Here is a 25501-nt window from a genome sequence, read left to right on the forward strand (position 1 = left end):
TGGCGGACATCAGCCGTGCGGGATGTTGGCGGACATCACTGGGGCGGGTGTATGCGGGGGTCTTTCAGTATGAATGCCGTGCGGGGCGGGGTTAGTTTTCTTCGGTCCATTTGGGGAGGGTGAAGATGAATTCGAGGCCTCCGGTGGAGCGGTTGTGGACTGAGATTGTGCCTCCGAGGGAGATTATGGTGCTTTTGACGATGGGGAGGCCGAGACCTGTTCCGCCCATTTTGCGGGAGCGTCCGGTGTCGACCCGGTAGAAGCGTTCGAAGAGGTGGGGGATGTGTTCGGAGCTGACTCCGTTGCCGTTGTCGTAGAAGGAGAATACGTAGAAGCGTTTGTTTTCGGATATCATGCGGAGTCCTATCTCTGTGCCTCCGGAGTGGAGTGCGGCGTTGCGTATGAGTCCGCATATCATGCCTTGAATGAGGTTGTAGTTTCCGGAGACGTTGCATTCGAAGGGTATGTCGAAGGAGAATTCGAGGTTTCCGGAGAGGTTGTTGGCCGGGAGGTCGCTTTCGATCTGGTAGACGAGGTCGTGCATGTCGATTTTTTCGACGGCTATCATGTCGGCTCCGTTTTCGAGGCGTGTCATTGTTGAAACGTCGTTGAGCAGGTCGGTGAGGCGCTCGACGTTCATGAGCATTCTGTCGAGGAAGCGGTTGCGGGTTGCGGTGTCCATTTCGGGGTCGGCTATGATTGATTCGAGGTAGCCTCGGATGATGCCGACCGGGGTTTTGATTTCGTGGTTGATGTTGTTGGTGAGCTGGCGTGTGATTTTGACTTTTTCCTCTATGGCGTTGATGGCTATCTTGCGTTCTTTTTTGATGAGTTCCATTGCTTTGAGGCGTTCGCGGTAGAGCTTGATGATTTCGCGTGAGATTTCGCCGAGTTCGTTGCGGGGAAATTTGTCTTCGCCTGAGAAGCGTCCGCCGGTCGTGGCGCGGTAGGCGAAGTCTTTGAGCAAGACTACGTTGCGCGAGAGGATGCTGGTGAAGTAGTAGGTTACGAGGAGGGTGGTCAGTAGGCAGCCGATTATGACGAGCCATACTGTGGTGTCGACGTCGATTGCGTCATGGACGTTGTCGCTGTATGGCATGGCTGTGCGGACGGTTACGCGCCCGTCTGAGCTTTTTGTCTTTGAGAAGAGATAGCAGTTTCCGTCTTCGTCGCTTCCGACGGTGCGTCCGGCTATGATTTTGCGTTCGCTTCCTTCGGTTGGGCTGTTGTCGAGCCCGTAGCCCCTGAGAGTCAGGCCGTCGTTGTCGATGGGGATGGGTGTTCCGAGAGAGTATTGGAGCTGCCCGTCGAAGTAGACGCTGACTCTGACGCCTTCAAAGACTGATCCTTTGAATAATTTCTGGATGAAGTTGAGGAAGGTGCGGAGGTTTACGTCTTCATCGTAGGCGTTGAGGATGCGGTTGTCGATCATTTCCAGTTCGGAGCCGAATATCTGTGCGCGGTAGTCGGCCTCGCGTTTGTATTGGTAGTATATTATGAGGCCGAATACTATGCAGAGTATGGTTGCGAGCGGCAGAAATAGTCGCCATTGATAACTGAGCTGGTGTTTCATAACAACTGTGAGGCCGGGGGGTGGGTATTGTTGTGAAACGCTCTTTAGTCTTTTTCTTTAAAGCCGTAGCCGAATCCGAGTCTGGTTTCGATGTTGTTGCCGTAGCGGCCGATTTTTTTTCTAAGACGTGTGATGTTTGTGTCGATGGTTCGGTTTGTGACTACGACGTCGTCGGCCCAGACGTGGCGTATGATTTCTTCGCGTGAGTAGATGCGGTTGCGGTGGGTGAGGAAGAAGGCGAGGATCTCAAGTTCGGTTTTTGTAAGGGCTATTTTTTCGCCGTCGAGGCTGCAGATTTTGTCGTTGGGGTCGATGCGCAGGCCCTGGTAGGCGATCTGCGGTTCGAGCGCGCTGTCGCCGGCTATGGTGGCGGCTGCGGCTTCGCGTGCGCGGCGTGCTATCTGGGTGCGGCGGAGGACGGCGTTGACTCTAGCTGTCATTTCGCTGATCTTGAAGGGCTTGGTGATGTAGTCGTCGGCTCCGATGTTGAGGCCCATGACGGTGTCGTCTTCTCCGTTGAGGGCTGAGCAGAAGATGATTGGGGTTTCTTCTGTTGCCGATGAGTTGCGCAGGCGTTTGGCGAAGTCGAATCCGCTCAGCCGCTCCATCATGATGTCGACAATGAAGAGATCGTAGGGCGTGAGGTCCATTTCGAGCGCTTCTTCGGCGCTGAATGCCATGTCGACATGATAGCCTTCTTTCTCAAGGTTATATTTCAGGATTTCGCAGATTGATTCTTCGTCGTCGATTACTAAAAGGCGTGTACTCATTGTCTATGGTCAGGGTCTATGGCGGTTAGTGTAATATATGTATGCGGATGCGGGGCTTGAGGAGGGGGTGGGCCCGCTTTTTAAGATGCTAAGGTACGACATTTTCGGGGAGTGTGGTGTTAATAAGTGTTAAATACAGAGGGTGTGTGAACTTTCCTCCGGCACGGCGGTTATAAAGACATAGTTACTATATTTGCACTGTGTTTTCATGGTATTAGATTTAAGGTTAAAGAGCAAAGAGGCTGTCGTGATGACAGCCTTTTGTTTTTTTGGGGGTGTTACGGTGCCGAGGATGAAAGACATTCAGACAAATTTGCTGCTTAACAAAATCTAAATAGGGTTAAATGCGGAAACTATCGGCGGGGCGGGGGCGTTTTGATTCTGTCAGAAGACGGAGTTTTACTATAGATAATAATAATTAAACACACACCTGACTATGGAATTTCTTAAACATGACCATCCGGAAGAACGTGCGAAATGTCGCCGTCGCCACATCGTCCATTGTATTATTCATGCGACTCTGCAGGTTGCCACTCTTGCTGTGGCTGCCGCAGCTCTCTGTGAGATCGAGAAGTTGCGTGAATCGGTCGGCCATCTGAAGCGTGCCAGGTAGGCCGGGCCGAGAAGATGAAAAAAGCAGCTCCGATACCTGACCCGGTACCGGAGCTGCTTTTTAGTGACTCCTACAGGATTCAAACCTGTAACCTTCTGATCCGTAGTCAGATGCTCTATTCAGTTGAGCTAAGGAGCCGTTTTGTGAGTGCAAAATTAGGCCTTTTATTTTAAACCACCAAATTTTTTCGGAAAAAATATTGAAAAAGTTTTCAACATAGTTATTAACATAGTTGTCAACAAGTTTTGAACACAGCTGTGAATAATGTTGAAAACCTGAGGGGGAGGATATAAAGCAATCGGGCTATCCGTCTGATATACCGTTGGTTGTCGGCGTGGTGACGGATGGCCCGATGTTAATAACTGATGTTGATAAGTCAGTGGGGCGGGTGTTATTTGCCCATGAGTTCCTTGACTTTGTCGGCGCCGGCCTGGGCGGCGTCGGCGGTTTTTTCTTTGGCGCTTTCAACTGCGGAGGCTGCTTTTTCCTTGGTCTGTTCGGCTGCGTCGCTGATGGCTTCTTTAGCTGAGCTGACTTTGTCGCTTACGGCTTTTGAGGTGGAGTCGGCGAGTTCTTTGGCTGATTCTTTGGTTGCTTCGAATGTGGAGTCTGCTTTGGCCTTGAGGTCAAGAGCTGTGAGGCCCAGCACTGCTGATGGATCTTTGGCCTTTACAGCTGGGGTCACATCGCTGAGGAAGGTTTCGGCGGCTGAGTCTTTGCCGTCTTTGATGAGTTTGTCGGCATAGTCTTTGGCCTGCTGGACGTAGATCTTGAGGCTGTCAGGATCGGTGCAGTTCTCGATTTTTGCCTTCAGGGCTTCACCCTTGTCCTGGGCTTTCTTTTCGGCACTGCAGCTGACCATCATGACTGTGGCTACGAGTGCGGCTGATAGAAATAGCTTTTTCATAATCTGGTAAAGTATGAGTTTTACCTTGTTATAAAACCTGAGAGGGGTAAAATGTTCATCGGTCGGATCAGAGCGGGGCTACGGCGATGCGTTTGGTCATTGTGGATGACTGTCCGCCGGTGGTGACGGTGGTCTTGTAGAGGTAGATGCCGCGGGTTACTTTCGATCCGGCGCGGTCGGTGAGGTTCCAGGTGACGGGGGCTGAGGCATACATGTCGGCTCGGCCTGTGGTCTGGGAGTCCCAGAGGAGTTTGCCGTTGAGGTCGTAGACCTCGATGCGGACTGTGAGTGTGGCATCTGGGCGGTTGTGGGTCACGTAGAAGTTTGCCTGGGTGAGGGCTGGGTTGGCGTCGGAGTAGATGTCGAAGATCCTGGGGGCAAGGTCGGGGTTTACAAAGAAGTCGATCGAGGCTGAGGCTGAGTTTCCGGCTGTGTCCCAGATGCGGAGGGTGGCGGTGTGGTTTCCGGCGCTGAGTTCGGGGAGGCGGTAGAAGATGGAGCCTGTGGGAGAGCCGTCGATGTCAGGGGTGTAGCCGTTTGAAATGTCGGTGAGGTTCAGGTCGTTGTCGATGCGTAGGCTCATCTGATGGCCTATGCCGAGGTTTGACATGTTGAGGGCTACGTCGTCTCTGACGCGGGCTATCAGTACGGGGTTGGCGCCTACGACGTCAGACGGGCGGAAGCTTTCGTGGTCGAGGTAGAGCGATTCGATTACGGGGGGCACGTTGTCGGTCTCGGCGTCGTAGTCAAATCCGTAGACGTAGAGGTTGCGGCTCACTCCGGTGGCCTCGGTGCCGTCATCGGCGGCGGCAAATAGTGTCATGGTGGCGGGGCGGTAGTTTTCGGCTACTTCGGAGGGCATGGGTATGGTTATCTCGAAGAGTCCGTCGGTGACTGAGGTGCGGCCTGAGAAGAGGCGTTCGCCTTTTTCGTCGAATGTGACTGATTCGCCGTCATCGCCGCGTCCTTCGGTGGTCTGGCTGTGTTCGGCATCGAAGAGTGTCAGTGATAGCCAGCCGTTGAAGCTGTCGATGCGTTTGCCGGAGGGGTCGCAGATCTCACCTTTGACCACGGGGCGGCCGAGGGCTTTGAGCTCAGGTCGGGATTCGTCGCTGACCTCCGTGCCGTCGACCGAGAGGAGGCGCACGGTGTTGACGGGGGTGGCGAGCCTCAGGGCCGGGTCGCCGAAGAAGACGTAGCGGCGGATGTTTTCATCGACTGTCATGTTTTTGGCCTGACGTACCACTTCTCCCATAGGTATGAAGCGCCCGTCGGAGTCGCGGGTGAGGGCTACTTTGCCGAAGTTGTCGGAGAGTACGCCGTTGCGGGCTATGTAGACGGGGCGCACGGCGCAGAGGCCGCCGATGATGCCGCCGTTGTCAGTGAGCAGCAGTGATTCCATGCCGCAGGTGGCCGATCCGTCAAATTGGGCGAAGGTGCAGGTGGCGGCGTAGAAGAAGGGTGGCTGGCGGAGGTAGAGGCTGTTGAGGTTGGCGGTGGTGAATATGCCGTCGCCTGAGAGGGAGTTGATTGATCCGTGGCCTATGTATGACCATAGTATCACGCCGTCGTCGAGCAGCGAGAAGATGCGGTCAGAGGCTTCTTTGGAGGTGCCGTCGGTGAGCCGGTAGGCGTCGATGAATACTTTGTTGAATGTGAAGCCGCTGCCTGATTCGGTGGATAGCATCCGGGCTTCCATTGTTTTGGTCTGGGTCATGTGGTCGCCGCCGTTGCCATCGTCGGCAAACATCATGATGCGGTTGCGCCATTCGCTTTGGGCGGGTGACGTGACGTATTTTTCAAGCCGCCGCACAAATATTTCGGCCGATTGGGCAGATCGGGCGGGTATGCGGCCCACGGCTATGCTGTTTGTGGCGTTGACAAGGCTTAGACCTGAGTTGTCTTCGAGGAAGGTGAGAATGTCGTCGGAGCAGAAAGAGTTGCTTTCGTTGACGCAGTGTTCCGACTGCCAGATGGGGAGGGTGAGAGCCGGGCTTGATGACATGGCTGGCGTGAGGCGGCGGTGGTCATGGGTGGCGCCGCCCATGAGCAGGACGTATCTGAGAGTAGTGGCGGAGGGAGTGGCTTTTCCGCGGTCGTAGAACATTTTGAGCATGCGGCGCATGGCGTTGACGTCGGCGCAGCCTGAACCGAACTCGTTGAAGACCTGTTCGTCAGTGACTATGAGTACTTTCATGTTGTCAGGAGCGGCGGTGTGGATGGCGGCTATGCGGTTGCTCTGGCCGAGGAGCTGGGGGGGAGAGATTATGATCATGTCAGGCGTCTCGGCGGCATGGATATCCTGGTTGTCGAGATGGCGGACGAGGCGCGGCTGGGGCAAAGAGGAGGTGGAGGTCCAGGCGCAGTAGGTGCGCAGGCCGTTGTAGTCGTTGGTCCAGCCGGAGGTTTTGCCGTCGGCTGTAGCGCGCATGGCTATGGGGCGGCGAGGGTCTGTGACGTCCCAGATGCGTGTCTCGGCCGAGGTGCCTTCGAGGCGGAGCGAGCGGCTGTCAGAGGTGAACACGAGATGGCCTGAGGCTGGGAGGGCCAGGCGGCGGGTGTAGGTGAGGTTGATTTTGTCGAGGTTGGCTATGCGCAGGGCGCCGCTGATGCTGATGCCGATGCCTAAGGAAAGGGAGGTGCCGTTGATGGTGAAGCGTTTGCGCACGCGGCATGTGTCGCCCCAGTTGTCGTTGCTTACGCCTGAGACCTTGTCGCCGGCGGCTTTCGGGAGGGTCTGGCCGTTGGCGGTGAAGGTAAGGTTGATGGGGGTGCTGACAGATTTTCCGTAGAACTCGCATTGCATCCAGATGTCGGTGTTCTCTACTCGGCCCGGAAGCTGGAAGCTGAAGGTGCGCGATGGGGTGAAGCGGAAGTCTTCGCCTAAGAGCTGGTGGCCGCTTTCGGCGGGTGTTGTGCGGTCGAGTTCGTGGTAGAGGCGTTCGGTGAAGGTTGTGGCGGCGTCAGGCTGCGGGGCTGAGCCTTCGGTGGGGATTGAGGGGTCGTCCTGCGGGCGTGAGTCGCTCAGGAAGTAGTAGCCGAGGGTGGAGTAGGGGTTGAGGGAGTGGGTGAAGATGTCGTCGCGCTCGCGGGTCCATGTGACGGGGCCTTCGGCGTAGAACACTATGCCGGCTGAGGTGAGTTCGCTGCGCACGAGCGGGAGGTCATCAATGTAGTTGTCGATGCTGAGGAGGTCGGGGATGCGTTGGCCGCCGTAGCCGTAGACGCGCACGTTTTCAGGGTTGGTGAAGCCTAAGGTGCGCAGTGTTGATGTGGTTATGAGGTGCGGACCAGAGGTCTCGACGCTCATCTTGACCCAGCGGCCCGACGAGAGGACGGACGATGTCGTGTAGGTGTCGGTGCTGAATCCGAGAATCCGGGCCGGAAAGGCACAGAGGAATGTGATGGCGGTAAGTATGCTGAGTAACCGGAGTTTCATCTGCGGGGTTATCTGATTGGTCTATGGGATATCTTTATATAAACGTGGCTGTTAGCCTATTATTGTGTGTCGGCTGCTGCCGATGTCATGCATCCGGAGGCAAACACAGCCCAGTCGGTGCGCGAGCCTTTGAAGGCGTTGATGTCGACCGGGGCGTTGATTCCGTTGATCCAGCCGTTGTGTGTTCCCTGCCAGAGGTGCCATTTCATGTCTTTTGGTTCGTCGACGAGCGAGCAGATCCATAGCGGGTAGCCTTCGAGACGGCCTTTGATGAAGCGGGCGAAGCCGTTTTTGTTGGTGTAGATCATCACGCGGTAGCCGTGGCTTTCAAGATGATCTATCATCTCGGATAGGCGGTTGAGCACCATCGCTGTTGGCTGGCTGTTTGGGTTGGCCCACTCTTCGAGGTCGATGACGAGGGGGAGGTCGAGCTGGCGTCCGCGCACGGAGTTGAGGAAATTGAGCCCTTGCATGTAGCCCGGAGTGTCGAAGCGGAAGAAGTGATATGCGCCTGTTTTCAGCCCTGCTTCGCGGGCAAGCCTGATGTTGTCAATGAATTTCTTGTCTTTGAAAGTGCCTCCTTCGGTGGCTTTTATGATTGCGAAGTCTATGCCTTCGGCTGCCACCTTGCGGAAGTCGATATCGCCGTTGTGGGCGCTGATGTCGATCCCGATGACCTCGAAGCGGTCACGGTCGGGATAGATTTTGGTCGATCTCCTGCCGTAGCCGCAGCCTGTCAGCAGGACTGCGCCAAGGAGCAGCAAGGCGACGAGCGGCGAAAGTAATACTGATTTCTTCATGGCGGCGGATTTGTCAGCAGATACAAATATAGCGCTTTTTTCGTGAAAATACCGAAAACAATCTCTAAATTTGCACTTTCAGAAAGCCGGAGGGTGAAAATCGGCTCTCCTGTCACACCCTCTTATATAGTTTTAACCGGACCATGAAATTGACCAAGAGATCATTTGTAGTTTTTGCAGTAGCGGCAGCCGGATGCCTTATGAGCCGGGCCGCAGTATACAATATAGTGGATTACGGTGCTGTGAGTGACACCACCCGTCTGAGCACTCAGGCCATCCAGCGAGCCATAGACAGTTGCACGGAGGCAGGTGGCGGAACGGTGCTTGTGCCGGCCGGATCGTTTAAGACCGGAAGCATTTTTCTGCGTGACAATGTGACGCTCAATCTTGAAAACGGCGCCACGCTCTATGGCAGTACCGACATAAAGGATTACACACCGGTGACCACCGGCTATGTCTCGCTTCGCACCGTCACTCCGACAATCCAGCTGATCTATGCCGACGGGGTGTCACACGTGGCTGTCACCGGCCAGGGCACCATCGACGGCCGCGGAAGCGCTTTCCCGAAACTGTCGTGGAACGACGAGGGAATCACACGCCCCCATCTGCTGCGTTTCATCTGCTGCTCTGATGTGAGCGTTGAGGGGGTAACACTCAGAAACTCAGGCTGCTGGATGCAGCACTATCTGGCCTGCGACAGGGTGAGGATCGACGGCATCACGGTGTTCAACCGCAACAATTACAACAATGACGCTCTTGACCTCGACGGTTGCCACAATGTGACCGTCAGCAACATGATAGCCGACTCAGACGATGACGGGATCACTCTCAAAAGCACCTCGCCGCGCCTCTGTGAAGACATCACGATCAGCAACTGTGTGATTTCAAGCCACTGCAACGCCATAAAACTCGGCACCGAGACCAATGGCGGTTTCCGCAACATCATAGTCCGGGGCATCACGGTGAAACCGTCGGCCGACCAGTCATCGCAGTTCTTCGGCTTTCCCGGCGGTCACGGCCATTCGGCCATCTCGCTTGAGATTGTAGACGGCGGCACGATGAGCAATGTGGATATAGCCGACATAACCATCCGCGGCACCGAGTCGCCGATCTTCATACGTCTGGCCGACCGCCGCCGTCCCTATTCCAAGGATGTGCCTGTTGAAAATGTAGGTTCGATCAGCGGAGTGCGTCTCCACGACATTCTGATCGACGAGGCCGGTCCCGGCGGAAGCTCGATTACCGGAGTGGAGGGCCATCCGGTCAGAGACATTGAGCTGCGCAACATCACCATACGCCACAAGGGAGGCCAGAAGGCAGTAGCGGCTCCGACTGACGAAAAAATAGCGGAATATCCGGAGTCGACCATGTGGGGCATCCTTCCGGCCCAGGGCTTCTGGCTCAACCACACGCGCGGAGTGATCTTTGACAACGTACGCATCGAAGCCATCACCCCCGATGCCCGCCCGCTCTTCGTCGCCACAGACTCCGAAGGCTTCGTAACCAAGTAGCGAAAGCCGGGGTGATTACCTTCGGTTACGTCAATGGCGTACCTTCGCAGGACTATCTCCATTCGGTTTCCGTAAACTTCATCCATTATCCGGATCTCGGCTGGATTGTCAGCAGTCTTGAAAAATAAGATGACGTTAAGAGGGTGTCTCTGACGTTCTCTGAACGCGATAAAACAACCGCTCCATCCGCAGTGCCGAAGGTGCACAGCGCGGATGGAGCGGTTGTTTTATCGGGAGGGTAGTGAAACACCACTCGCTATGGATGCAATAAGCGGGGGCTTATTTGAGTTTGTAGACTTCGGTTCCGGCCAGAAGGAAGCAGCCGGTCCCGTAGTCGTCGAAGTCGGGCTTGGAATCATAGGCCACGGGCTGACCGTCTTTTGGCTCTTTGCCGGTGCCCTGCACATAGCCGAGGTAGCCGTTGGGGTGAACGGCTTCATTGACCATCGCATTCCAGGCCTTGGTGATGACGGGGAGATATTTGGCGCGATCGAGAATGCCGTTGTTGACACCCCATGCCATGCCGTAGACAAAGAGAGCGGTTCCGGTCAGCTCCTTGCCGCCGAAGTTGCTTTCGTCATGGAGGCTCACGTTCCAGAATCCGTCTTTGCGCTGACATTTCACGGCTGCCTCACACATGGCCTTGAGGTCGGCGATGTAGGCTGCACGGTGGGGATCGTCGGCAGGAATCTCGTCAAGCACACGCACGAGAGCGGCCACAACCCAGCCGTTGCCACGTGACCAGTAGCAGTTCTTGCCGTTGGGTTCCTTGTAGGGGGGCACGAAGTCTTTGTCGCGCCACCAGAGACCTTCTTTTTCGTTGAAAAGACCGCCGGCGAGAGTGTTGCGGCTCCAGCAGTACATGTCCCAGGCTTTTTCGTTGTAGCGCTGGTCGCCGGTCAGTTTGCTCATCTTGGCCAGTACGGGCATACCCATCTGGATAGCGTCGATCCAGGTCCAGTCGTCTACCTGGGGAGTGTTGACGAGCATGTTCATGCAGGCTTTGGTCTTGGTGAGCATACGGGGTTCGGGGGTCAGATTATAGAGGTCGATGTAGGTCTGTGCGGCGCAGTAGTTGTCGGCGTTGCGGGTGGTGGTGTCGTCGCGGCGCATGCCCCAGTCGAAACCGTCGGCCCAATTGTAGGCGTAGTCGTAGTAACGGTTGTCGGGGTAGATCGAATGGAGAGCCATCAGGCCTTCGAAGTAGACGGCGCGGGTCCAGATGTTGGCCTCGTAGACTTTCTTGCGCGAGTAGTAGGGGATTCCGAGCAACGGATCGGGATGTTTTTTGAGATAGTGGTCGTTGACCTTTATGAGGGTCTTGAGGGTCTGTTCGCGGGGAGGAAGCTGTTCGGCCGCCATGCAGGGGAGTCCGAGCAGGATTGCAAGTGCGATGATGATGGATTTCTTCATGGAATTGCAGTGATTGGATTGTTATTGTTTAATTGTTGATTTTTACGGGTATGAGACTCACTGTGGAGTTGAGTCCGGCGGGGACTTCCTCCCAGTCGCCGAACGAGAATGTCTTGGCATTGGTCACCGAGGCGATGTTGGCATCTTTGAAGATGCGCCACTTGATACCGCGGCGCTCGAAGTCGGCTATGCGGTTGGCCTGGTTGTTGGTCACGCGGACTTCGAGGCGGTTCAGCCCAGGCTTGAGCAGACGGCCCACGCTGAGGGTGAAGGGGGCTGACCAGACTTTGCCTGCGTCCTGGCCGTTGACGGTGACTTCGGCGCTGTGGCGCACGTCGCCGAGGTCGAGTATCCAGTCAGAGGCTTCAGCCGGATTGTCGAGGCTGAACTCTACGCTGTAGACAGCGGTGCCGAAGTTTACTTTGGCTTCCTCTGTGGGCAGATCGGTCCATGCGGTGAGGGTGTCAGTGGCGAAGGTGCCGCTGATGGCCGGCTGGCTGTTTTCAAAGACTATGCTCCAGCCGCGGTCGATATTGACTGGCTTGCCGGCAGGCTCGATGTAGCCCCAGGGAGCCATTTCGGGCTTCACGGCGAAGGTTTTCAGCATTATCGACTGACCGGGACGTAGCTGCAGGCGCAGGCTTGTGGTGCCCGGCTCCGACTCATAGGTCTGAGCCAGTCCCGACTCTCCGGTGAGCGGGTCAAAGATGCCCACGGCGGCAGCGGGAGTGGCCAGGGTGACTTTTCCGTCGATGGCGTCGCCTTTGAGGTTGGCGAGGAAGTAGTTGAAACCTCCTGCCTCGTTGCGGCGGCGTATCATGGAGATGTTACGGTCGGAGCGGAGGGTTTCGGGGCGCAGTCCGGAGAGTTTCAGTCCGGAGGCTATGTCAGGAGCGGTGATTATGCGGCCCTTGCCTTCGGAGTGGACGCATGGCACGGAGCCTATTTCAGGAGCGGCCTGCAGAAGGGTCCGGAGTGAGTCGAGGCGCTGGTCGTAGCGGCTGAGACCGGGCACATCAGCGGGCAGAGAGCCGGTGACGATGACCGTGGCTCCTTCCTGAGCGAGTGATAGCAGCTTTTTCAGTGTGGCCGGGTGCATGAAGCGCACGGCGGGCACTATGATAGCGCCGTAGGTGGCATCGCCTGTGCCTTTCAGACGCCCGTCTGTGCTGACGGTGAGAGTCTCGGTCAGGGCGTCGGAAATGTAGTCGGGGTCGTAACCGGCGGCCATGATTTCGGTGACGTGCTGCTTGATGTCGGGCATGCGCTGCTGCATCTTGTGGATGTCAAACATCAGATAGGGATTGCCTCCCTGACGGTGCCAGACATCTTCAAGCGGGAAGTAGAGAAGCACGTCATTGTCGGGAGTTCCGGCTGAAAGGAAAGCCTGGCAGCGGGCTATGTAAGCGAACAGTGCGTCGGCATCGCGCCAGATGCTGTTGGTCGGCGACATGTTGATCGAGGCGTAGAACATCCATCCGGGGAAGGCAGCGCCTTTGGGCGAATAGGGGGCGCCGTGGAAATAGACGTGGTTCACGCCTGAACAGAACATCTGGTCGAGTTCGGGCTTGCAGCGGGCCAGAGTGGTGCGGAAATGTTCGGTGAGCCAGGTGAGAGTCTCGGCCGAAGTGAGTTTCTTGCCGGTGACATGGGCTGCCGAGGATGCGAATTTCAGCACGGCGGGGTCGGAATCGCTCGGACGCGAGGGGCCGTCCTGCACCAGACCGGGTATAGAGAAGTCGGTCTGTCCGAAGGATTCGCATTCAGGGATGTCGACCGCGGCGTAGAGGTCGATGATATTGGCCGGTGATCCGTGACTCTGGTTGCGCACCTGCGCGCCGTGGCGGTGGGAGCGGGCCATCCACACGTCGGTGAAGTTCTCGCGGAGCATTCGGGCGAGGGTGGCGCGGTAGTCGCGCACCACTCGGCTGCGGAGGCTGTCGTGGTTCTCCTGGTCGAGGAATTCGGGCAGGTAGAGTTCGAGCTTGTAGCCGTGGTCGCGTTCGAATTCCTCGAAGATGTTGTCGGCCCAGTCGGAGCCGTAGACTTCATAGGAGTCGTTGAAGAAGCTGTCGGGGTATGGAATGCCTGATGAGGCAAACGCGCGGTCGAAGCGGTCGAGATAGCTGTTGACCGCGATGCTGTCATAGTGGTTCACCACCAGGCCTTCGCCTCCGGGTGCGGCGCGTTTCACTTTCTGGAAAGTGCGTCCACTGAAAATGGCATAGACTTTCCAGTCGCTTTTGGCCTTGGGGGCTTTCCAGTCGAGCAGGGAGTCACGGCGCAGGTGCGAGGTGATGTCGATTCGGCGGTCGCCGTTGACTGCTATGATGCGCTGGAGGGTGGCCACTCCCTGCTGCTTTCGGTCAGAGGGACGGACGGTTATTTTGAGCTTCTTGCCTGGGCTTACGGTCCAGCTTTCGGCCACACGCTTGCGCGCGCTTTGGGCGGCGGTGACTTCCGGGCCTCCGAAGGGCCAGCCGGTGCCGTTGTTCATGTCGATCTGCAGGCCGAGGCGCTTGCCTTCGGCTATGGTATGGCCGAGCATGTTCATCCACTTCGGCGACAGATAGGATATATCATTGGCTTCGTTGCCTTTGACTCCGTAGATAGGGGTGATCTCGACTCCTCCGAGTCCCTGGCGGGCAAACTCTTCGAGGTTGTAGGTGAGACCTTCGGGGTCAACAGCGCTTCCGAGCCACCACCAGCGCACGAAGGGGCGGTTTTCGGTGGTGACCGGATACCAGTCGGTCACTTCTGCGGCGCTCAGGCATCCGGTGCCTGCGCCGAGCAGAAGGCCGAGGGTCAGGAGGGTTTTATTTTTCAGATTCATGTGCGGTCTGTTTAGAGAATCAGGGGCGCTGGAGGGTTATGCCCATAAGGCCGATGACTACGTCGCCTGAGAGGGTTTCGATTTCCAGTGATTCGAGCTTGCGCTTCGGATCGGCGGGGATGTCAAGCACCACGGCGGCGCCGCCGGGGATTGTGCCTACGATGTCGCCGTCGGCTCCGGTGCTTTCAAGCTCCTGGCGTTTGCCAACCTCGCGGGCGAGATCGCGGGCCACGTGGCCGGTCTGCAGATGCATGCGGTAGAGCGGCTTGGTGCCGGGAGCGAGGGCGAAAGCGTGGTTGTCGTTATAGAAATCCTGTTCGATCGGGGCCCAGTTGTGGGGATTTACCAGAGGGGTGACGCTCTCGCTGCCGTCTTTGTAGCGGATGCGGATCTTGCCGTTCTCGATGCCTGACTGCATGTGGTTTGTCGAGCCGGCCATGACGAGATAGAGATGTGAGGCTTTGCCGCTGAGTTTCACGGAGGCGCGGTCGGGATAGTTGTCCCAGAGAGAGGTGTAGATCACGTTTGAGCCTTTGGCTGGTAGGGCGAAGGGGATGCCGAGTTCGGTGACGAGGCGTCCTTTCTCCCGGTCCAGGCGGCTGCGGAGTCCGGAGTCGTCGATCTCGGCGGTGAGTTTCGGGTGACACCATTCGCCGATGCCCTGCGCGGGGATCTGGAGGGTGGTCACCTGCGGACGTGGCGAGAGGTAGCGGTTGCGGAAGATGTCAGTGACGGAGGCGTTGTAGGCCTTGCGCAGGTCTACTGTCTCGCAGCGGGCGGGGTTGATATCGTCGAATCCGGGTGCGGCTACGGCGGTGAATGGCCTGTGGGCTGAGATTTCGGCGGTCCACCATTTCAGCACGCCGTCAGCCATCTCGGTGAATTTCACCGGGCCTTCCTCGCGCACGCGGCCGGTAGGGATGGCGGTCAGCTCGCCGGCGGTCTCGATGACCACTTCAAGCTGCGGTTCATTGCCGGCGTTGATGCGCAGACGCGGGGTGCCTATCGAGCTGTCGACATTTTCCCAGGCTACGGTGCGGCCGTTGACTTTGACTGAGCGCACGCCGTGGACCGGCACTGTGAGCAGCACCTGAGGCGCGAGGCGGTAGCGGTTGTCGATGGTGTAGACCAGGCGGTCGCCGTCGCGGCGGAAGCTGTAGGCTATGTCGGGGAGATTTATCGAGGCTGAGTTCCAGTCGGAGGGGAAACCGGGAATGATCTCCACACGGGGAGTGGCGGCTGTCATGTCAGGGCGGATGCCGAAGAGGCCTTCGGTGAGGGCGCGGCTCCAGACTCCGATGGGGTCGGCGAAGTCGCGGTAAGACTCGCCGCGCACGGCGTCATAGTGGCTGATCTGGCCGAAGTTGAGGGGCGATGCGCCGAGATACATGTTGTCCATCACCACGGCTTTCATCAGCCGGCAGGCTTCCTCGCTGCGTCCGGCCTGCCAGTAGGCGAGGGCGGTGTGCATTACTTCGGCGATGGCCACGTTGTTGATGCTCCAGGAGTAGGGTTTCCAGTTGGTGGTGGAGATGGTGTAGATGTTGTCGACTCCGCTGTCTGAGAGCACGGGGATGTGGGGGATTACGCTGTCGACATAGCAGGTGGCGGCGTAGGCCTGGAAGGGGTCGGCGATCTCGGAGTCGATGGCATGGTAGATGGTCCAGACTGCTGCCGAGGGGTGGAGACGCTGTTTGCCTCCGGCATCCTTGAATTCGGCCCAGTGGCCGCGTTCGGGCATCCAGAGGGTGGCGTCGATGGCTTTGCCGATGGCTTCGGCTTCATCGAGATAGGGGGTCGGGTCTTCGCCGATGATCTGTGACACGCGGGCGGCCATGAGGTTGGCGAAGCGGTTGTAGGCCGAGGAGTGGGTGACGGCGCCGCCACTGTAGTAGAGAGCGTCACTGGCCCAGATGCAGCAGTAGGCGTCATAGAGGTGGTCGCCGTCAGGGTCGAAGTTGAGTTTTTCCCAGGCGAGATGGCGTTTGATCACCGGGAAGAAGCGGCGCATGGCTGCGGTGTCGCCAGTGTGGCGGAAGTGGCGCATGAGGGCATCGATGTAGACGAGATTCATGTCGTAGTGCGACATTTCGCCTTTCTTTCCCGGTCGGCGGCAGATGTAGCCGTTGCTGTACATGGGTGTTCCCCAGCGTTTTTCAGCCCGCGCGAGGTTGAGGGTGCTGTCCTGGCAGGGATGCTGGAGTGTGGCGGGGATGTCGGTAACCTGATTGTCGGCATAGGTGGCGAAATGGGTGAGGGCGCGGTCGTGGCGGCCTATGGCGTTGCCTACGTAGGCACCGCGCCATCCGAGGTGGGGCGTGCGCCATCCAATCGAGCCGTGGAGCCATGCCTGTCCGCTCCAGATGCCGTCAGCGGCCACTGACATGGCGCTGCCTATGGGGTTGAGCCAGGGATCTGGGGTTGAGATGGAGACTGCCGATGCGAGAGCGGCTCTTTCGCTCTCGGCCTGCTTCATCATGGCGGGGATGGAGAAGCCGGCCGGGATGACCGACGAGGGGAGCAGGGCTATGTATTTGCTCTCTCCGGGGGCGAGTACTATCTCGCCTTCGGAGACCGGGAGCTCGCTGATGCGTGAGTCGGCGGCGGGGATGAGCAGCGAGAGCTGTGCGCGCTGCTTGTTGCCGTATTCCACTCTGACGGTGTCGCCGGTGACGGTGAAGATGTTGCCCTTGCAGTATTCGGGTTTGAGGTCGAAGCATGTGGGGTCGTCGACACCGAGGTCGCCCTCGCGGAAGAATTTCTTGTCGGCCACGCCTCCGAAGCGCACGGGCACTGTGACGGCTGAGGCGGTTGTGTTGGTCAGGCGCCAGAGGGCCATGTCGGTGCTGCGCATTACCTGCGCCTCAACCTCGATGCCGCCCTGGGAGTAGTCCATGCGGCCGGGGGTGTAGCGCGCGGTGCAAGGGCCCTGCGGGAGTGTCAGACGGAGGTTGCCGCCCATGCGGGGCAGGTAGATGCCGAATTCTGGCATGTCGCTGCACTCCATGCGGAAACCTGAGTGTGCGCCGTAGAGGGCTCGGTTGAATTTGGTCTGTCCGTCGGTGCAGACAGCCGAGATTCCATCGGGGCGGTAGTGGGTCTTGCGGATCTGTGTATTAGATGCCGCGCCTGCCCTGAGAGGGGCAAGCGTGGCTGTTAGGGCCATGCACAGCATGGCGGCTTTTGTGAACTTCATTTACAAAAGTGATGGTTTTGAAGGGTGCCGTCAGAGAGGCACCCTCCGATTGTGGATTCAGTATAATTCCGGGTTGAAATGCGAAGTCAGGACCGGCGGCTTCAAGCGCCGTGGTCCGGCTTCGGATCAGGGGAGGGGCTTGATGCCTTCCCAGCGCACGTCCCAGGTGCCGTCTTTCGGGAAGCCGGGATTTTCGGTCTCGCAGCCGTCCCAGCCGGCACACATGAGGGCCACTGCGGTGAGCAGGCCGCCGTTGCCGGGCAGATAGCAGCGCAGACGGTTGTCCTGATAGTTGTGGCCGTTGGGGAGATAGGTGTTGGTGCGCTTATCCATGAGCAGGGCGTTGACTGCCTTTTCGGGATGGCCGAGGCGCACGGCGTTCATTGCGGTGGTGGGGTAGTCCCATCCCCAGGTCTTGTCCCAGTTCCAGTTGTCATAAACCCAGTCAAAGGTGTTGTCCATGATGTCGGCTTTCACCAGGGGTGAGTTGGGGAGGATGCCTACGGCGGCGAGCACGGCCATGTGGTCGGAGGTCAGACGGATGTCGCTGTAGGTCTCAGGAGCTGTCTCGGCGGCGAGATAGAGGCTGTCTTTTGCGGCGAGGGGCGAGAGCGATGCTATGATTTCGTCCCATTTCTCCACGCGGGGCTCACCCTTGCGCTCGCGCCACTGCTGGGCGGTGTTGAGGGCGAAGTGCCAGTAGGCCAGTTCGAAGGGGGGATTGACGGTTTCGGCTGCGCGGAGGGTTTCCTGTGCGGGGATGATGCCGCGGAGTATGTAGCGGCCGGTCGAATCCTGTTCGGCGAAGTCGGCCATGAATTCGGCTGTGCCCTGGATGAGGGGATAGTAGCGGTTGACCATCGCGCTGTCGGGGTTGGCGCGGTAGAGGAGTTCGGCCAGATAGATCAGGTGGGGCTGCTGCCAGATGAGGAAAGATCCCACCTTCGAGGGGGCTTCCATGCCTGAGGGATCGGTCATCTTCATCCAGCGGAGACCTTTGAAGCCTTGGCGCTCGGCTATCTCGCGGGCTACTCCCTTGGAGCTTTCATACCAGGGGAGGGTGCGGTTGAGCAGGTCTTCGTGGCCGTAGAGGGCAAACTGTGCCTGGTGCCACCAGATCATTTCCATGTGGAATTTTCCGAACCATGAGTTGTAGGTGAGGCCGGTTTCCTGGGGAGGGGTGGAGCCTGCACACTGGATGGCGAGGAGGTATTGCGAGAGCACCACGCGGCGTTCGAGTTCCTTGGCGCGCGGGTCGGTGCAGTGGCTGAAGTCAACCACTCCGCCCTTGGTCCAGAAGTCTTTCCAGTAGGTCGAGGATGCATCGCGGGTCTGGGCTACGGTTGGGGCTGCGTCCTGCGGCACGTCGGGGAGGAAGGTGGCGGTAACGGTCCACTCGTTGTCGGCCGGGGTGAGCGTGAGCTGGTTGCGGCCGTCCTGACGGAGTGAAGCGTTGCCGCTCCAGGCGAGGTCTATATAATAGGTGGTGGAGTCGAGGCTGTGGCGCAGGAGGGCGCTGTTGGCGTCGGCGCGGACAATGTCTGTGGTGTGGAGCGAGTCGGCGGTCCAGTTGCAGGCATCGTCACAGTGTCCGCCGGTCGGATAGGGGAGGCGGATTGCCAGGGGCAGATGCTTTTCGTCTTTGATCGAGGCGGCGAGCATGTCTTTTTCGGGGTGGACGTAGGTGCGGACAGCCACGGGAGAGCCGTCGACCTTGAAGTCAGAACGGATTTCGCCGGTCCACATGTCGAGGGTCTGGTCGATGTCGGTGATCCGGTCGGGCTGAAGTCCGGCAAAGCCTATTGCTCCGAGGTGGAGGCGGTGGGGGTTGACGCGATACCAGTTTGCGGCATCGTGGGGGCGTCCGGCTTCCTTGAACTGCACTGCGTAGGGTTCTTTGCGGCCGCGTCCGAAGTCATAGTCCTTGAGGGCTTCTTCGGGACGGAGGTTGTCAGGGTTGGCGAAACTGTGCCATCCCCACTGAGCCTGAGTGCCGAGGGGCACACCCTTACTGTAGAGTTCGGGGAATGTCTGGAGGCCGGTGACGTCGACGGTCACGGCGAATTCTCCGTTGCCCACAGAGAGCGAGGCGAGGGTGTCGATGGCGGTGATGTGGGGGTTGTTTCTTTCCACTAAAGCCTGACGGTCAATGGCTGAGGCAGATCCGCAGGAGTAAAGAGCCGAAAGCGGCAACGTGAGAGCCGCTGCATAGAATAAGTTTTTGAAAGTCATCGGTTCCGATACTGTTATGGTAAATTTTAAGGTATTTGGCACAAAGTTACGAATTTACCCGCAGACTGCAAAATTTGGCTTCAGGGTGGGTTTGGGTGGTTTGGGAGGTTTGGGGACTTTGGGGTCAAGCCGAAAGCACGGTGCATGAATTTTGAGAAAAGTGTTAAATTTGTGGCATGAAAACCGCAGATGCAATATGGATGTGCCTGCCCGAGGGCATGGACGAACTATTTGAAATGGTGCGCTTCGAGCGCACGGAACAGTCCTATGACATATGGCTTGACGAAAAGAAGAAACTGTCTGATGAAGACTATCGTAATCCAAATATCGTAGCGCGAGGCTATACGGATTATGTAACAATACAGGACTATCCGATGCGTGGACGGCCTGTATTTCTTCACATGCGCAAGAACAAGTGGTGGGACAGGCAGACCAACGAAATCTTCAGCTACAATCTCGAACTTCCCAACGAGGAAGGAACACGACTCAGCGCCGAGTTCGTGGCTTTTTTAAAAGACGAAGGTGGAGACGACAGCCCTGTCGATTAAACAGATAGCGCAGATGTACTGCGTCAACGGCAAACATTTTGCCGACTTGTACCGCAATAAGATAAGCGGTTACGCCGACTGGTGCGAACAGGAGCTTGGCTGTGGGTTCTATTTCAACGCCGATAATATCGGCCCTTACATGAGTCTTGATGAGACGTGTCTGAGCAACGGGGAGGTATGGACGTTCCTGACCAACAAGGACGGCCACGGAGGCAAGGGAACACTTGCGGCAGCCATTCCCGGAACAAAGAGTGACGAAATTATATCCATACTCATCGGAGCTATGGAGAAATCAATCAGACGCAGGGTCAAGGAAGTGACCTGCGATCTCTCGCCATCAATGATGCTCATAGCCGCAGAAGTGTTCTATAACGCCCATGTAGTCAACGACCGTTTTCATGTCCAACAGGTCTATAATGAGGCCGTTGACGAAATCCGCATTGACATTCGCCGACAGCTCATCGCAGAGGAAAACAACCGCAACAAGTCCGAACCGCCGGTAACGTACTCCAACGGAGAGACCATGCGCCAGATACTGGCCCGCAGCAAACACACTCTGATGATGTCGCAGAACAAATGGACTGACATACAGCGCCATCGTGTCAACATACTGTTCAAATACTATCCAATGTTGAAGGCTGCATACAGCCTTGCGATGGAGCTGCGCAAGATTTTCAACGCTAAAATCTCACCGACAAAAGCCATGGGGAGGATGAACAAGTGGTATGAAAAGGTAATGGCATTGGGTAACAACAACTTCCGCTCGGTAATCAAAACATTCAAGAACCACGCCCCAACAATCCTGAACTATTTCCGTCGTCGTGCGACCAATGCCTCTGCCGAGGCATTCAACTCTAAAGTCAAAATATTTCGCTCACAAATGCGTGGTGTCCGGGACCGCGACTTCTTCATCTTCCGATTAGTCAAACTCTACGCCTAAAAATTTAACACTTCTAATTGCCCAATTTAACATATGCACCGTGCTTTCGGCTTGAGCCGACTTTGGGAGATTTGGAAGGTTTGGGGTTGGGTCAATTGGGCCAATTGGCCTGATTGGAGGGCCTAAGTATGTTTAGTCAGTAAAGGTTTTTAAAATTTCGGTCAAGCTTGATCTCAGGGGCAGAAGGTCTGTTTCAATAGTGGCGAGTATTCTTTCGGCTTTGATCTGATAATATCCATGCACAAGAACGTGCCTCATGCCGATGACTGCTGACCAAGGAATTTCAGGGTGGCTGCTGCGGGTTGATTCTGTTAGCTTATAGGCTGCCTCTCCGATAATTTCCAGACATTTCACCATTCCATAAAACAGAATCGGATCGGAAGTCAGAGCTTCTTCCGGATAGCGTGACTGTGCGGAGTCAATTTTGTCAATGGCTTCAACCATATGTAGAAGCCGTTCGCGGTCACGGATTTTCTCTCTCATAGATCAGGATTTTGTCGCGGTTGACTGACGGGAGGGCATAGGGCATGAGGGTGTCAAGCTCAACAAGGTCTACTGCCCGGTGGAGCATCTTGGTTAGTGCGGAATACATCTGCCCCATTGTGAAAAGTGTTATATTCTGGCTTTTGTCGAATTCAAGCAGTATGTCGACATCGCTTTTATCAGATTCTTCTCCGCGGGAGAATGATCCGAATAGCCATACACGGCTGACCGGCTGTGTCGAGAAGAAGTCTTTCAGGCGTGGAATCAGTGTTGATGCGGTCTCTTTGGTCATAACTGCAAGAGTTTGGCGGTTTTCGCAAAGTTACGAATTTGCCCGCAGACTGCAAAATTTGGCTTCAGGGTGGGTTTGCGAGATTTGGGAGGTTTGGGAGATTTGGGGTTGGCCTGATTAGCCTGATTAGAAGGCCTCAGGGTTCTCAAGAGAAAAAGTCAGCCCCGCCATAACCGGTCGGTCGGGGCGGGGCTTGGGTCAAGTATGGTTGCTGTTTGTCTGTATTGTTGTCAAATCAACGGACCATTTTTTTGTCCGATAGCTGAGATTGTCTCAGCGGGCAAGCATGGTGTCGGAATTAAGTGTTGTTTCGAGTGCAGGTTTTGCAGAGACTATTCTTGCTGCGGCCGTCTTCTTGAGGGGTGTTGCAGCTGTGGTTTCTTCAGTATTTCCGCCTTCTTCCGAAAGAGTCTGCATTCTCATCAGTATGGGTTCTTCCATTTTCTTAATGTAGCCGGCGCTTGAAGCTGATGATGCAGGCTGAGCCTTAAACGCATGTATCTGCATGGCTGACAGGGCGTAGTCAAATGTTTTTGCATCAACAAATGCAGCTGCTGTGATTCCCATGTCTTGTGATTCAAAGTAGGTGAACGAAGCATTCATGCTCGGTTTGGTATCCCAAGTATAGAATATGGCATCTTCTTCAGGATCATAGAATGTATAGCACATATAAGCGAAATATGAGCTCCATTTGCCAAGATAGGCTCCTCCGGCAAGATTAAGGGTCTTGGTTGCGTCATTCCATTTCAACGGTGCCGACAAATTATATGCACCTACAGTGAAGTCGAGTGTGTAAGTGTTGCCGTTGCGTTTCATTGTGGCCGGGAAATAGTAGTTTTTGCCGTCAGAGGGATCAGTGAATATCCACTGGTATTCGCCTGCAATATCCTTGTCAAAATCATACTGAGAAACGGTCAATGAACCGGCAGCTCCTTCGAGACTGTAGGAGAGTGAGCCTGAGCGCATGTGGCCGGAGTTGTTTTCATCAACTGTGATGGTCACTGTCTCGTTGGCGAAGGTTGCGTGGATCCAAGATGACTCAGTATTGAACTGAACAGTGATGTCAGAGGGGAAGTCATAGGTATAGGTTTTGGCATCGTCATTCTGGCTGATTTCAGTAACCTTTACCAAGGGGAAGATGAGAGGTCCTTGATTGACTGTAATGTCATTGGTGAGATTGCCGACAGAGATTGTGACAATGCCGGTGCGTGCCTGCAGTTTGGTGTTGCGGTCAGCCGCGATTGTCAGGATACCGTCAGTCAGAGAGGCCTTGAGCCATTCAGAGTCAGATGTAACAGACACTGGAAGTGTTGCCTCGGCTTTATAAGATTGAGACCAAGCATCGGAATCAATATCAATTGTGCTGACATCGTCATATTTGAAGATGATGCCTGACTGGATAATCGAGATGTTGTCAGTGGCGTTGCCGCATTTGACTGAGATTGATCCGCTTCGGCCTGAGAAGTCGTTGTTCTGGTCAACGGCGATGTCAATGCGGTTGCCATCAACAGAGGCTGTGATCCATTCATTGTTGGCGGTTACTGTCACCAGGCCTTTCGCTTCGAAGGTGATCGAGCCGGTAGAAGCCGAGGCGGGGAAAGATGTCTCATGGCCTGTGATTGTGATGGCCGATTCGGTTGTGATGTCCGGCGCTTCATAATCGCTGCACGCGGTGAAACCCGCGGCAGCAATTATAGCGAACAATACTGATTTATATATCTTTTTCATCTTTTTCCAGATTTAGTTTTTGATAAATGCTTTGACATTTGAAATGTTGTAGTCGCCATTGATCCGATAAGAAGTAGGTGGAATATAATATTTGTCAGCGGATTCAATGATTACGAAACTATTGTTACATTTGCTTGAATAGGGATCATTGTTGGGCATAATCTCATAATGGGTCGGATTCTGGGGATTTTTGATAAAGAAGAATCCGACTGATGATTTTGCATAGAAACTGGATGATGTACCGCCCATGAATAATATCTGTGAATCAGAAGTAACCGCTACCACCTGTCCGCAAAGTTCCATACAGCCTAAGCTCCTGTTGTAAGTGGCGATAAGGTCGTAGTTACGGTTGAGACCTGAGATCGTGATGATTCCGTTGACTTTATCAGGAACGAGGGTGCAATTTACATTTTTGGCTCCGTTGGCATAGCTGAAAGTGAACGAACCTTTAAACTCATCAAAGAACGCATAAGTTTCAGGAAGAACACCGGATAGAGAAATCGAATTACCGTTAGAATCTTCACCGGTAAATGCGCCTGATTTATTAGAATCGTCAAATGTATAATTTAATTCAGAGATTGTGGCTCCATTTACTGTTACGGGATTTTTGAACCGAATTCCGGTAGAAGTTGACAGATAGTACTCACCAGAGGATTGACTATTGTCACCACCCCAGAAAAATTCCATGTAGTGAGCATTAATGTCATTCTTGCAAGTAATGGCATTTGCGCCTACAGAGCCATTAGCCGATGGTAAAACATTAGTATCATAGATTTTTCCTATGGCATGGACAAAGGCATCAGGGTCTTCATTGAGGCGGCGGAGATACATGGTGTTGCCTGTACGGTTGCCACGAAGGGTGATAAGATCTTCGGTTACATTCATGATCATGAATTCGAAGTCTCCGTCTTTCGCTTGGTATTCACCACTTGATGGAGTGGCGAAGAAGTGCATGAGGGTGTTGTAGGAGTCGAACGAGAGTACAGGGCCGTTGTTGGTATTGAGCTTGTAGAAGCTGGTTTCCTCCATGTCTGGTGAGAGTTCGCAACGGACAGATACTTTTTTGTCATCGAACTTCAGAGCATAGATGATTCCGCCGTATGAAAGGTTGCGGTCAGGATAGTAGTCGAAGATCCATCCGTTGTCAGAGCTTGTGAGTACGGCCTTGGTGTTTTCAAGGACAGCCTGCATACGTTCTGACGATGATTCGTCAAAGAAATCTTCCTGATCTTTCAGGCAGGACTGTAACGCAAGAGTCGAGAATGCAAGCAGAGTTGCTATGAATAATTTATTGAGTCGCATAGTTTGAATCGTTTGGGAAGATTAATAAACAGAGAGATCCTGCAGGTCGACAACTCCTGTCATAACTTCATTCTGACGGCGCTGGATTACGTCGCGGAGTTCGTCAAGGTCGATGCCGAAGTTTGAGAGCATGTATTCGCGTACAATATCGAGTTTCTGCTGGATGAGGCCTGATCCGGTTGCTCCGGCCTGGGTCATCCATTTGTCCCAAGTGGCGCTGTCGTTTGTGATATATACTGACATTACTTCAGCAAAGTCTTCAATGTAAGAGTGCTGCGAGTAATCGGTGATGAATCCGCGCGGGAGCCAGTTGGGGGTCTCATTCCACATGTCAGATACATAACCGGTAGATGTTATGGTCTGGAAATCAGATGGAATAGTCCTTGTCTGATTGAGGATGTGGGTGAACTCATGGTGGATTGTCTTGATGTAATAGTGATTGAGCGTTCCGGCATTTTGCAGGTAGGTCGGCAGATAGTTGAGACCGGTAAGGTAGATTTTCAAACCTCCTTCGGCGGTGCCGAGAATGAATGTGCCGTTGTTCTTGTATTCCCATTCACCGACGGTGTAGAACATCTTGGGGAAGTACTGACGGGTGAAGTCAACGCCGGCTACTTCATTATAGGTCTCAACACAGAGGTGTTTGATGAGATGGGCCATAGTGATGGCATCTTCGTAGCGGGCAGGTACGAGATAGTAGTCAAAGTCACCTTCAATGTCCTCGTAGCGGTATTTGAAGTCAATATTGTAGGGCTTGTTGTAATTGGCTTCAATCCATTTGTCGAAATCGTTCTTTTCGGTATTGCCCAAAGTGATAACAGATTTGCCGGTGTCGGGGTCATCATCGGAGCAGGCAGTGAAGCCTAAAGTTACGGCGGAAAGCAGTAAAAGGCTTAATATTCTGGTTTTCATTATTATGAT

At 55.3% G+C, this 25501-nt stretch carries 18 protein-coding genes and 1 tRNA gene; 4 read left to right on the forward strand and 15 right to left on the reverse strand.

The window, feature by feature from the left end; translation table 11 throughout:
* Nucleotides 1–91: 91 nt before the first annotated feature.
* The gene (locus FDZ78_RS08055) at nt 92–1573 is read right to left on the reverse strand and encodes a cell wall metabolism sensor histidine kinase WalK (protein WP_136408380.1); all 1482 of its coding nucleotides are present in this window, start codon (nt 1571–1573) and stop codon (nt 92–94) included.
* Between the two features lie 44 nt (nt 1574–1617).
* Complete coding sequence (locus tag FDZ78_RS08060) at nt 1618–2343, reverse strand: response regulator transcription factor (protein ID WP_123398142.1); 726 nt, start codon at nt 2341–2343, stop codon at nt 1618–1620.
* A 436-nt stretch (nt 2344–2779) separates the two neighbouring features.
* Here FDZ78_RS08060 and FDZ78_RS14625 point away from each other — a divergent pair, with 436 nt between their 5' ends.
* Complete coding sequence (locus tag FDZ78_RS14625) at nt 2780–2956, forward strand: hypothetical protein (RefSeq protein WP_160630155.1); 177 nt, start codon at nt 2780–2782, stop codon at nt 2954–2956.
* Between the two features lie 64 nt (nt 2957–3020).
* Here the strand turns inward: FDZ78_RS14625 and FDZ78_RS08065 are convergent.
* The 4 genes from FDZ78_RS08065 to FDZ78_RS08080 all read right to left on the reverse strand — a co-directional run bounded on the left by FDZ78_RS08065 (nt 3021) and on the right by FDZ78_RS08080 (nt 8102).
* Nucleotides 3021–3094 (reverse strand) — tRNA-Arg (locus FDZ78_RS08065).
* A gap of 253 nt (nt 3095–3347) precedes the next feature.
* The gene (locus FDZ78_RS08070; RefSeq protein ID WP_107032348.1) at nt 3348–3863 is read right to left on the reverse strand and encodes a hypothetical protein; all 516 of its coding nucleotides are present in this window, start codon (nt 3861–3863) and stop codon (nt 3348–3350) included.
* Nucleotides 3864–3930: 67 nt separating this feature from the next.
* The gene (porU, locus tag FDZ78_RS08075) at nt 3931–7302 is read right to left on the reverse strand and encodes a type IX secretion system sortase PorU (protein WP_136408381.1); all 3372 of its coding nucleotides are present in this window, start codon (nt 7300–7302) and stop codon (nt 3931–3933) included.
* 59 nt (nt 7303–7361) lie between these two features.
* Nucleotides 7362–8102 (reverse strand): glycoside hydrolase family 25 protein, encoded by a 741-nt coding sequence (locus FDZ78_RS08080; protein WP_107032346.1) that lies wholly within the window; start codon nt 8100–8102, stop codon nt 7362–7364.
* A gap of 143 nt (nt 8103–8245) precedes the next feature.
* Between FDZ78_RS08080 and FDZ78_RS08085 the strand changes: the two genes are divergently transcribed.
* Nucleotides 8246–9613 (forward strand): glycoside hydrolase family 28 protein, encoded by a 1368-nt coding sequence (locus FDZ78_RS08085; protein WP_136408382.1) that lies wholly within the window; start codon nt 8246–8248, stop codon nt 9611–9613.
* 279 nt (nt 9614–9892) lie between these two features.
* On the opposite strand, the gene FDZ78_RS08090 is transcribed toward FDZ78_RS08085, so the two are convergent.
* From FDZ78_RS08090 to FDZ78_RS08105, 4 genes are all read right to left on the reverse strand, one after another.
* A complete protein-coding gene (locus FDZ78_RS08090) occupies nt 9893–11026 on the reverse strand; it encodes a glycoside hydrolase family 88 protein (RefSeq protein WP_107032344.1) in 1134 nt (377 codons plus the stop codon).
* A gap of 28 nt (nt 11027–11054) precedes the next feature.
* Nucleotides 11055–13859, reverse strand: a complete 2805-nt coding sequence (locus tag FDZ78_RS08095; protein ID WP_240740366.1) for a glycosyl hydrolase — start codon at nt 13857–13859, stop codon at nt 11055–11057.
* Between the two features lie 19 nt (nt 13860–13878).
* Nucleotides 13879–17055, reverse strand: coding sequence for a DUF4450 domain-containing protein (locus tag FDZ78_RS08100; protein WP_136408383.1), 3177 nt, complete (start codon nt 17053–17055; stop codon nt 13879–13881).
* Nucleotides 17056–17181: 126 nt separating this feature from the next.
* Nucleotides 17182–19287, reverse strand: a complete 2106-nt coding sequence (locus FDZ78_RS08105) for a hypothetical protein (RefSeq protein ID WP_136408384.1) — start codon at nt 19285–19287, stop codon at nt 17182–17184.
* A gap of 176 nt (nt 19288–19463) precedes the next feature.
* Here FDZ78_RS08105 and FDZ78_RS08110 point away from each other — a divergent pair, with 176 nt between their 5' ends.
* The gene (locus tag FDZ78_RS08110; protein ID WP_107037111.1) at nt 19464–19835 is read left to right on the forward strand and encodes a transposase family protein; all 372 of its coding nucleotides are present in this window, start codon (nt 19464–19466) and stop codon (nt 19833–19835) included.
* On the forward strand, nt 19810–20775 hold the full coding sequence (locus FDZ78_RS08115) for a transposase (protein WP_237613087.1): 966 nt from the start codon (nt 19810–19812) through the stop codon (nt 20773–20775). The genes FDZ78_RS08110 and FDZ78_RS08115 overlap by 26 nt, the downstream gene beginning before the upstream one ends.
* A gap of 132 nt (nt 20776–20907) precedes the next feature.
* Here FDZ78_RS08115 and FDZ78_RS08120 read toward each other — a convergent pair whose 3' ends face one another.
* From FDZ78_RS08120 to FDZ78_RS08140, 5 genes are all read right to left on the reverse strand, one after another.
* The gene (locus tag FDZ78_RS08120) at nt 20908–21258 is read right to left on the reverse strand and encodes a DUF86 domain-containing protein (RefSeq protein WP_136408385.1); all 351 of its coding nucleotides are present in this window, start codon (nt 21256–21258) and stop codon (nt 20908–20910) included.
* A complete protein-coding gene (locus tag FDZ78_RS08125; protein ID WP_136408386.1) occupies nt 21239–21550 on the reverse strand; it encodes a nucleotidyltransferase family protein in 312 nt (103 codons plus the stop codon). Before FDZ78_RS08125 ends, FDZ78_RS08120 begins: the two co-directional genes overlap by 20 nt.
* Before the next feature lie 273 nt (nt 21551–21823).
* On the reverse strand, nt 21824–23278 hold the full coding sequence (locus FDZ78_RS08130; protein ID WP_136408387.1) for a BACON domain-containing protein: 1455 nt from the start codon (nt 23276–23278) through the stop codon (nt 21824–21826).
* Nucleotides 23279–23290: 12 nt separating this feature from the next.
* Nucleotides 23291–24580 carry a DUF4302 domain-containing protein gene (locus FDZ78_RS08135; RefSeq protein ID WP_136408388.1) on the reverse strand — a complete coding sequence of 430 codons (1290 nt, stop codon included), beginning with the start codon at nt 24578–24580 and terminating at the stop codon, nt 23291–23293.
* A gap of 21 nt (nt 24581–24601) precedes the next feature.
* The gene (locus FDZ78_RS08140) at nt 24602–25492 is read right to left on the reverse strand and encodes a putative zinc-binding metallopeptidase (RefSeq protein WP_205746913.1); all 891 of its coding nucleotides are present in this window, start codon (nt 25490–25492) and stop codon (nt 24602–24604) included.
* Between the last annotated feature and the right edge of the window lie 9 nt (nt 25493–25501).

Origin of the sequence: Duncaniella sp. B8 (genome assembly GCF_005304985.1) — a bacterium.
Lineage (GTDB): Bacteria > Bacteroidota > Bacteroidia > Bacteroidales > Muribaculaceae > Duncaniella > Duncaniella muris.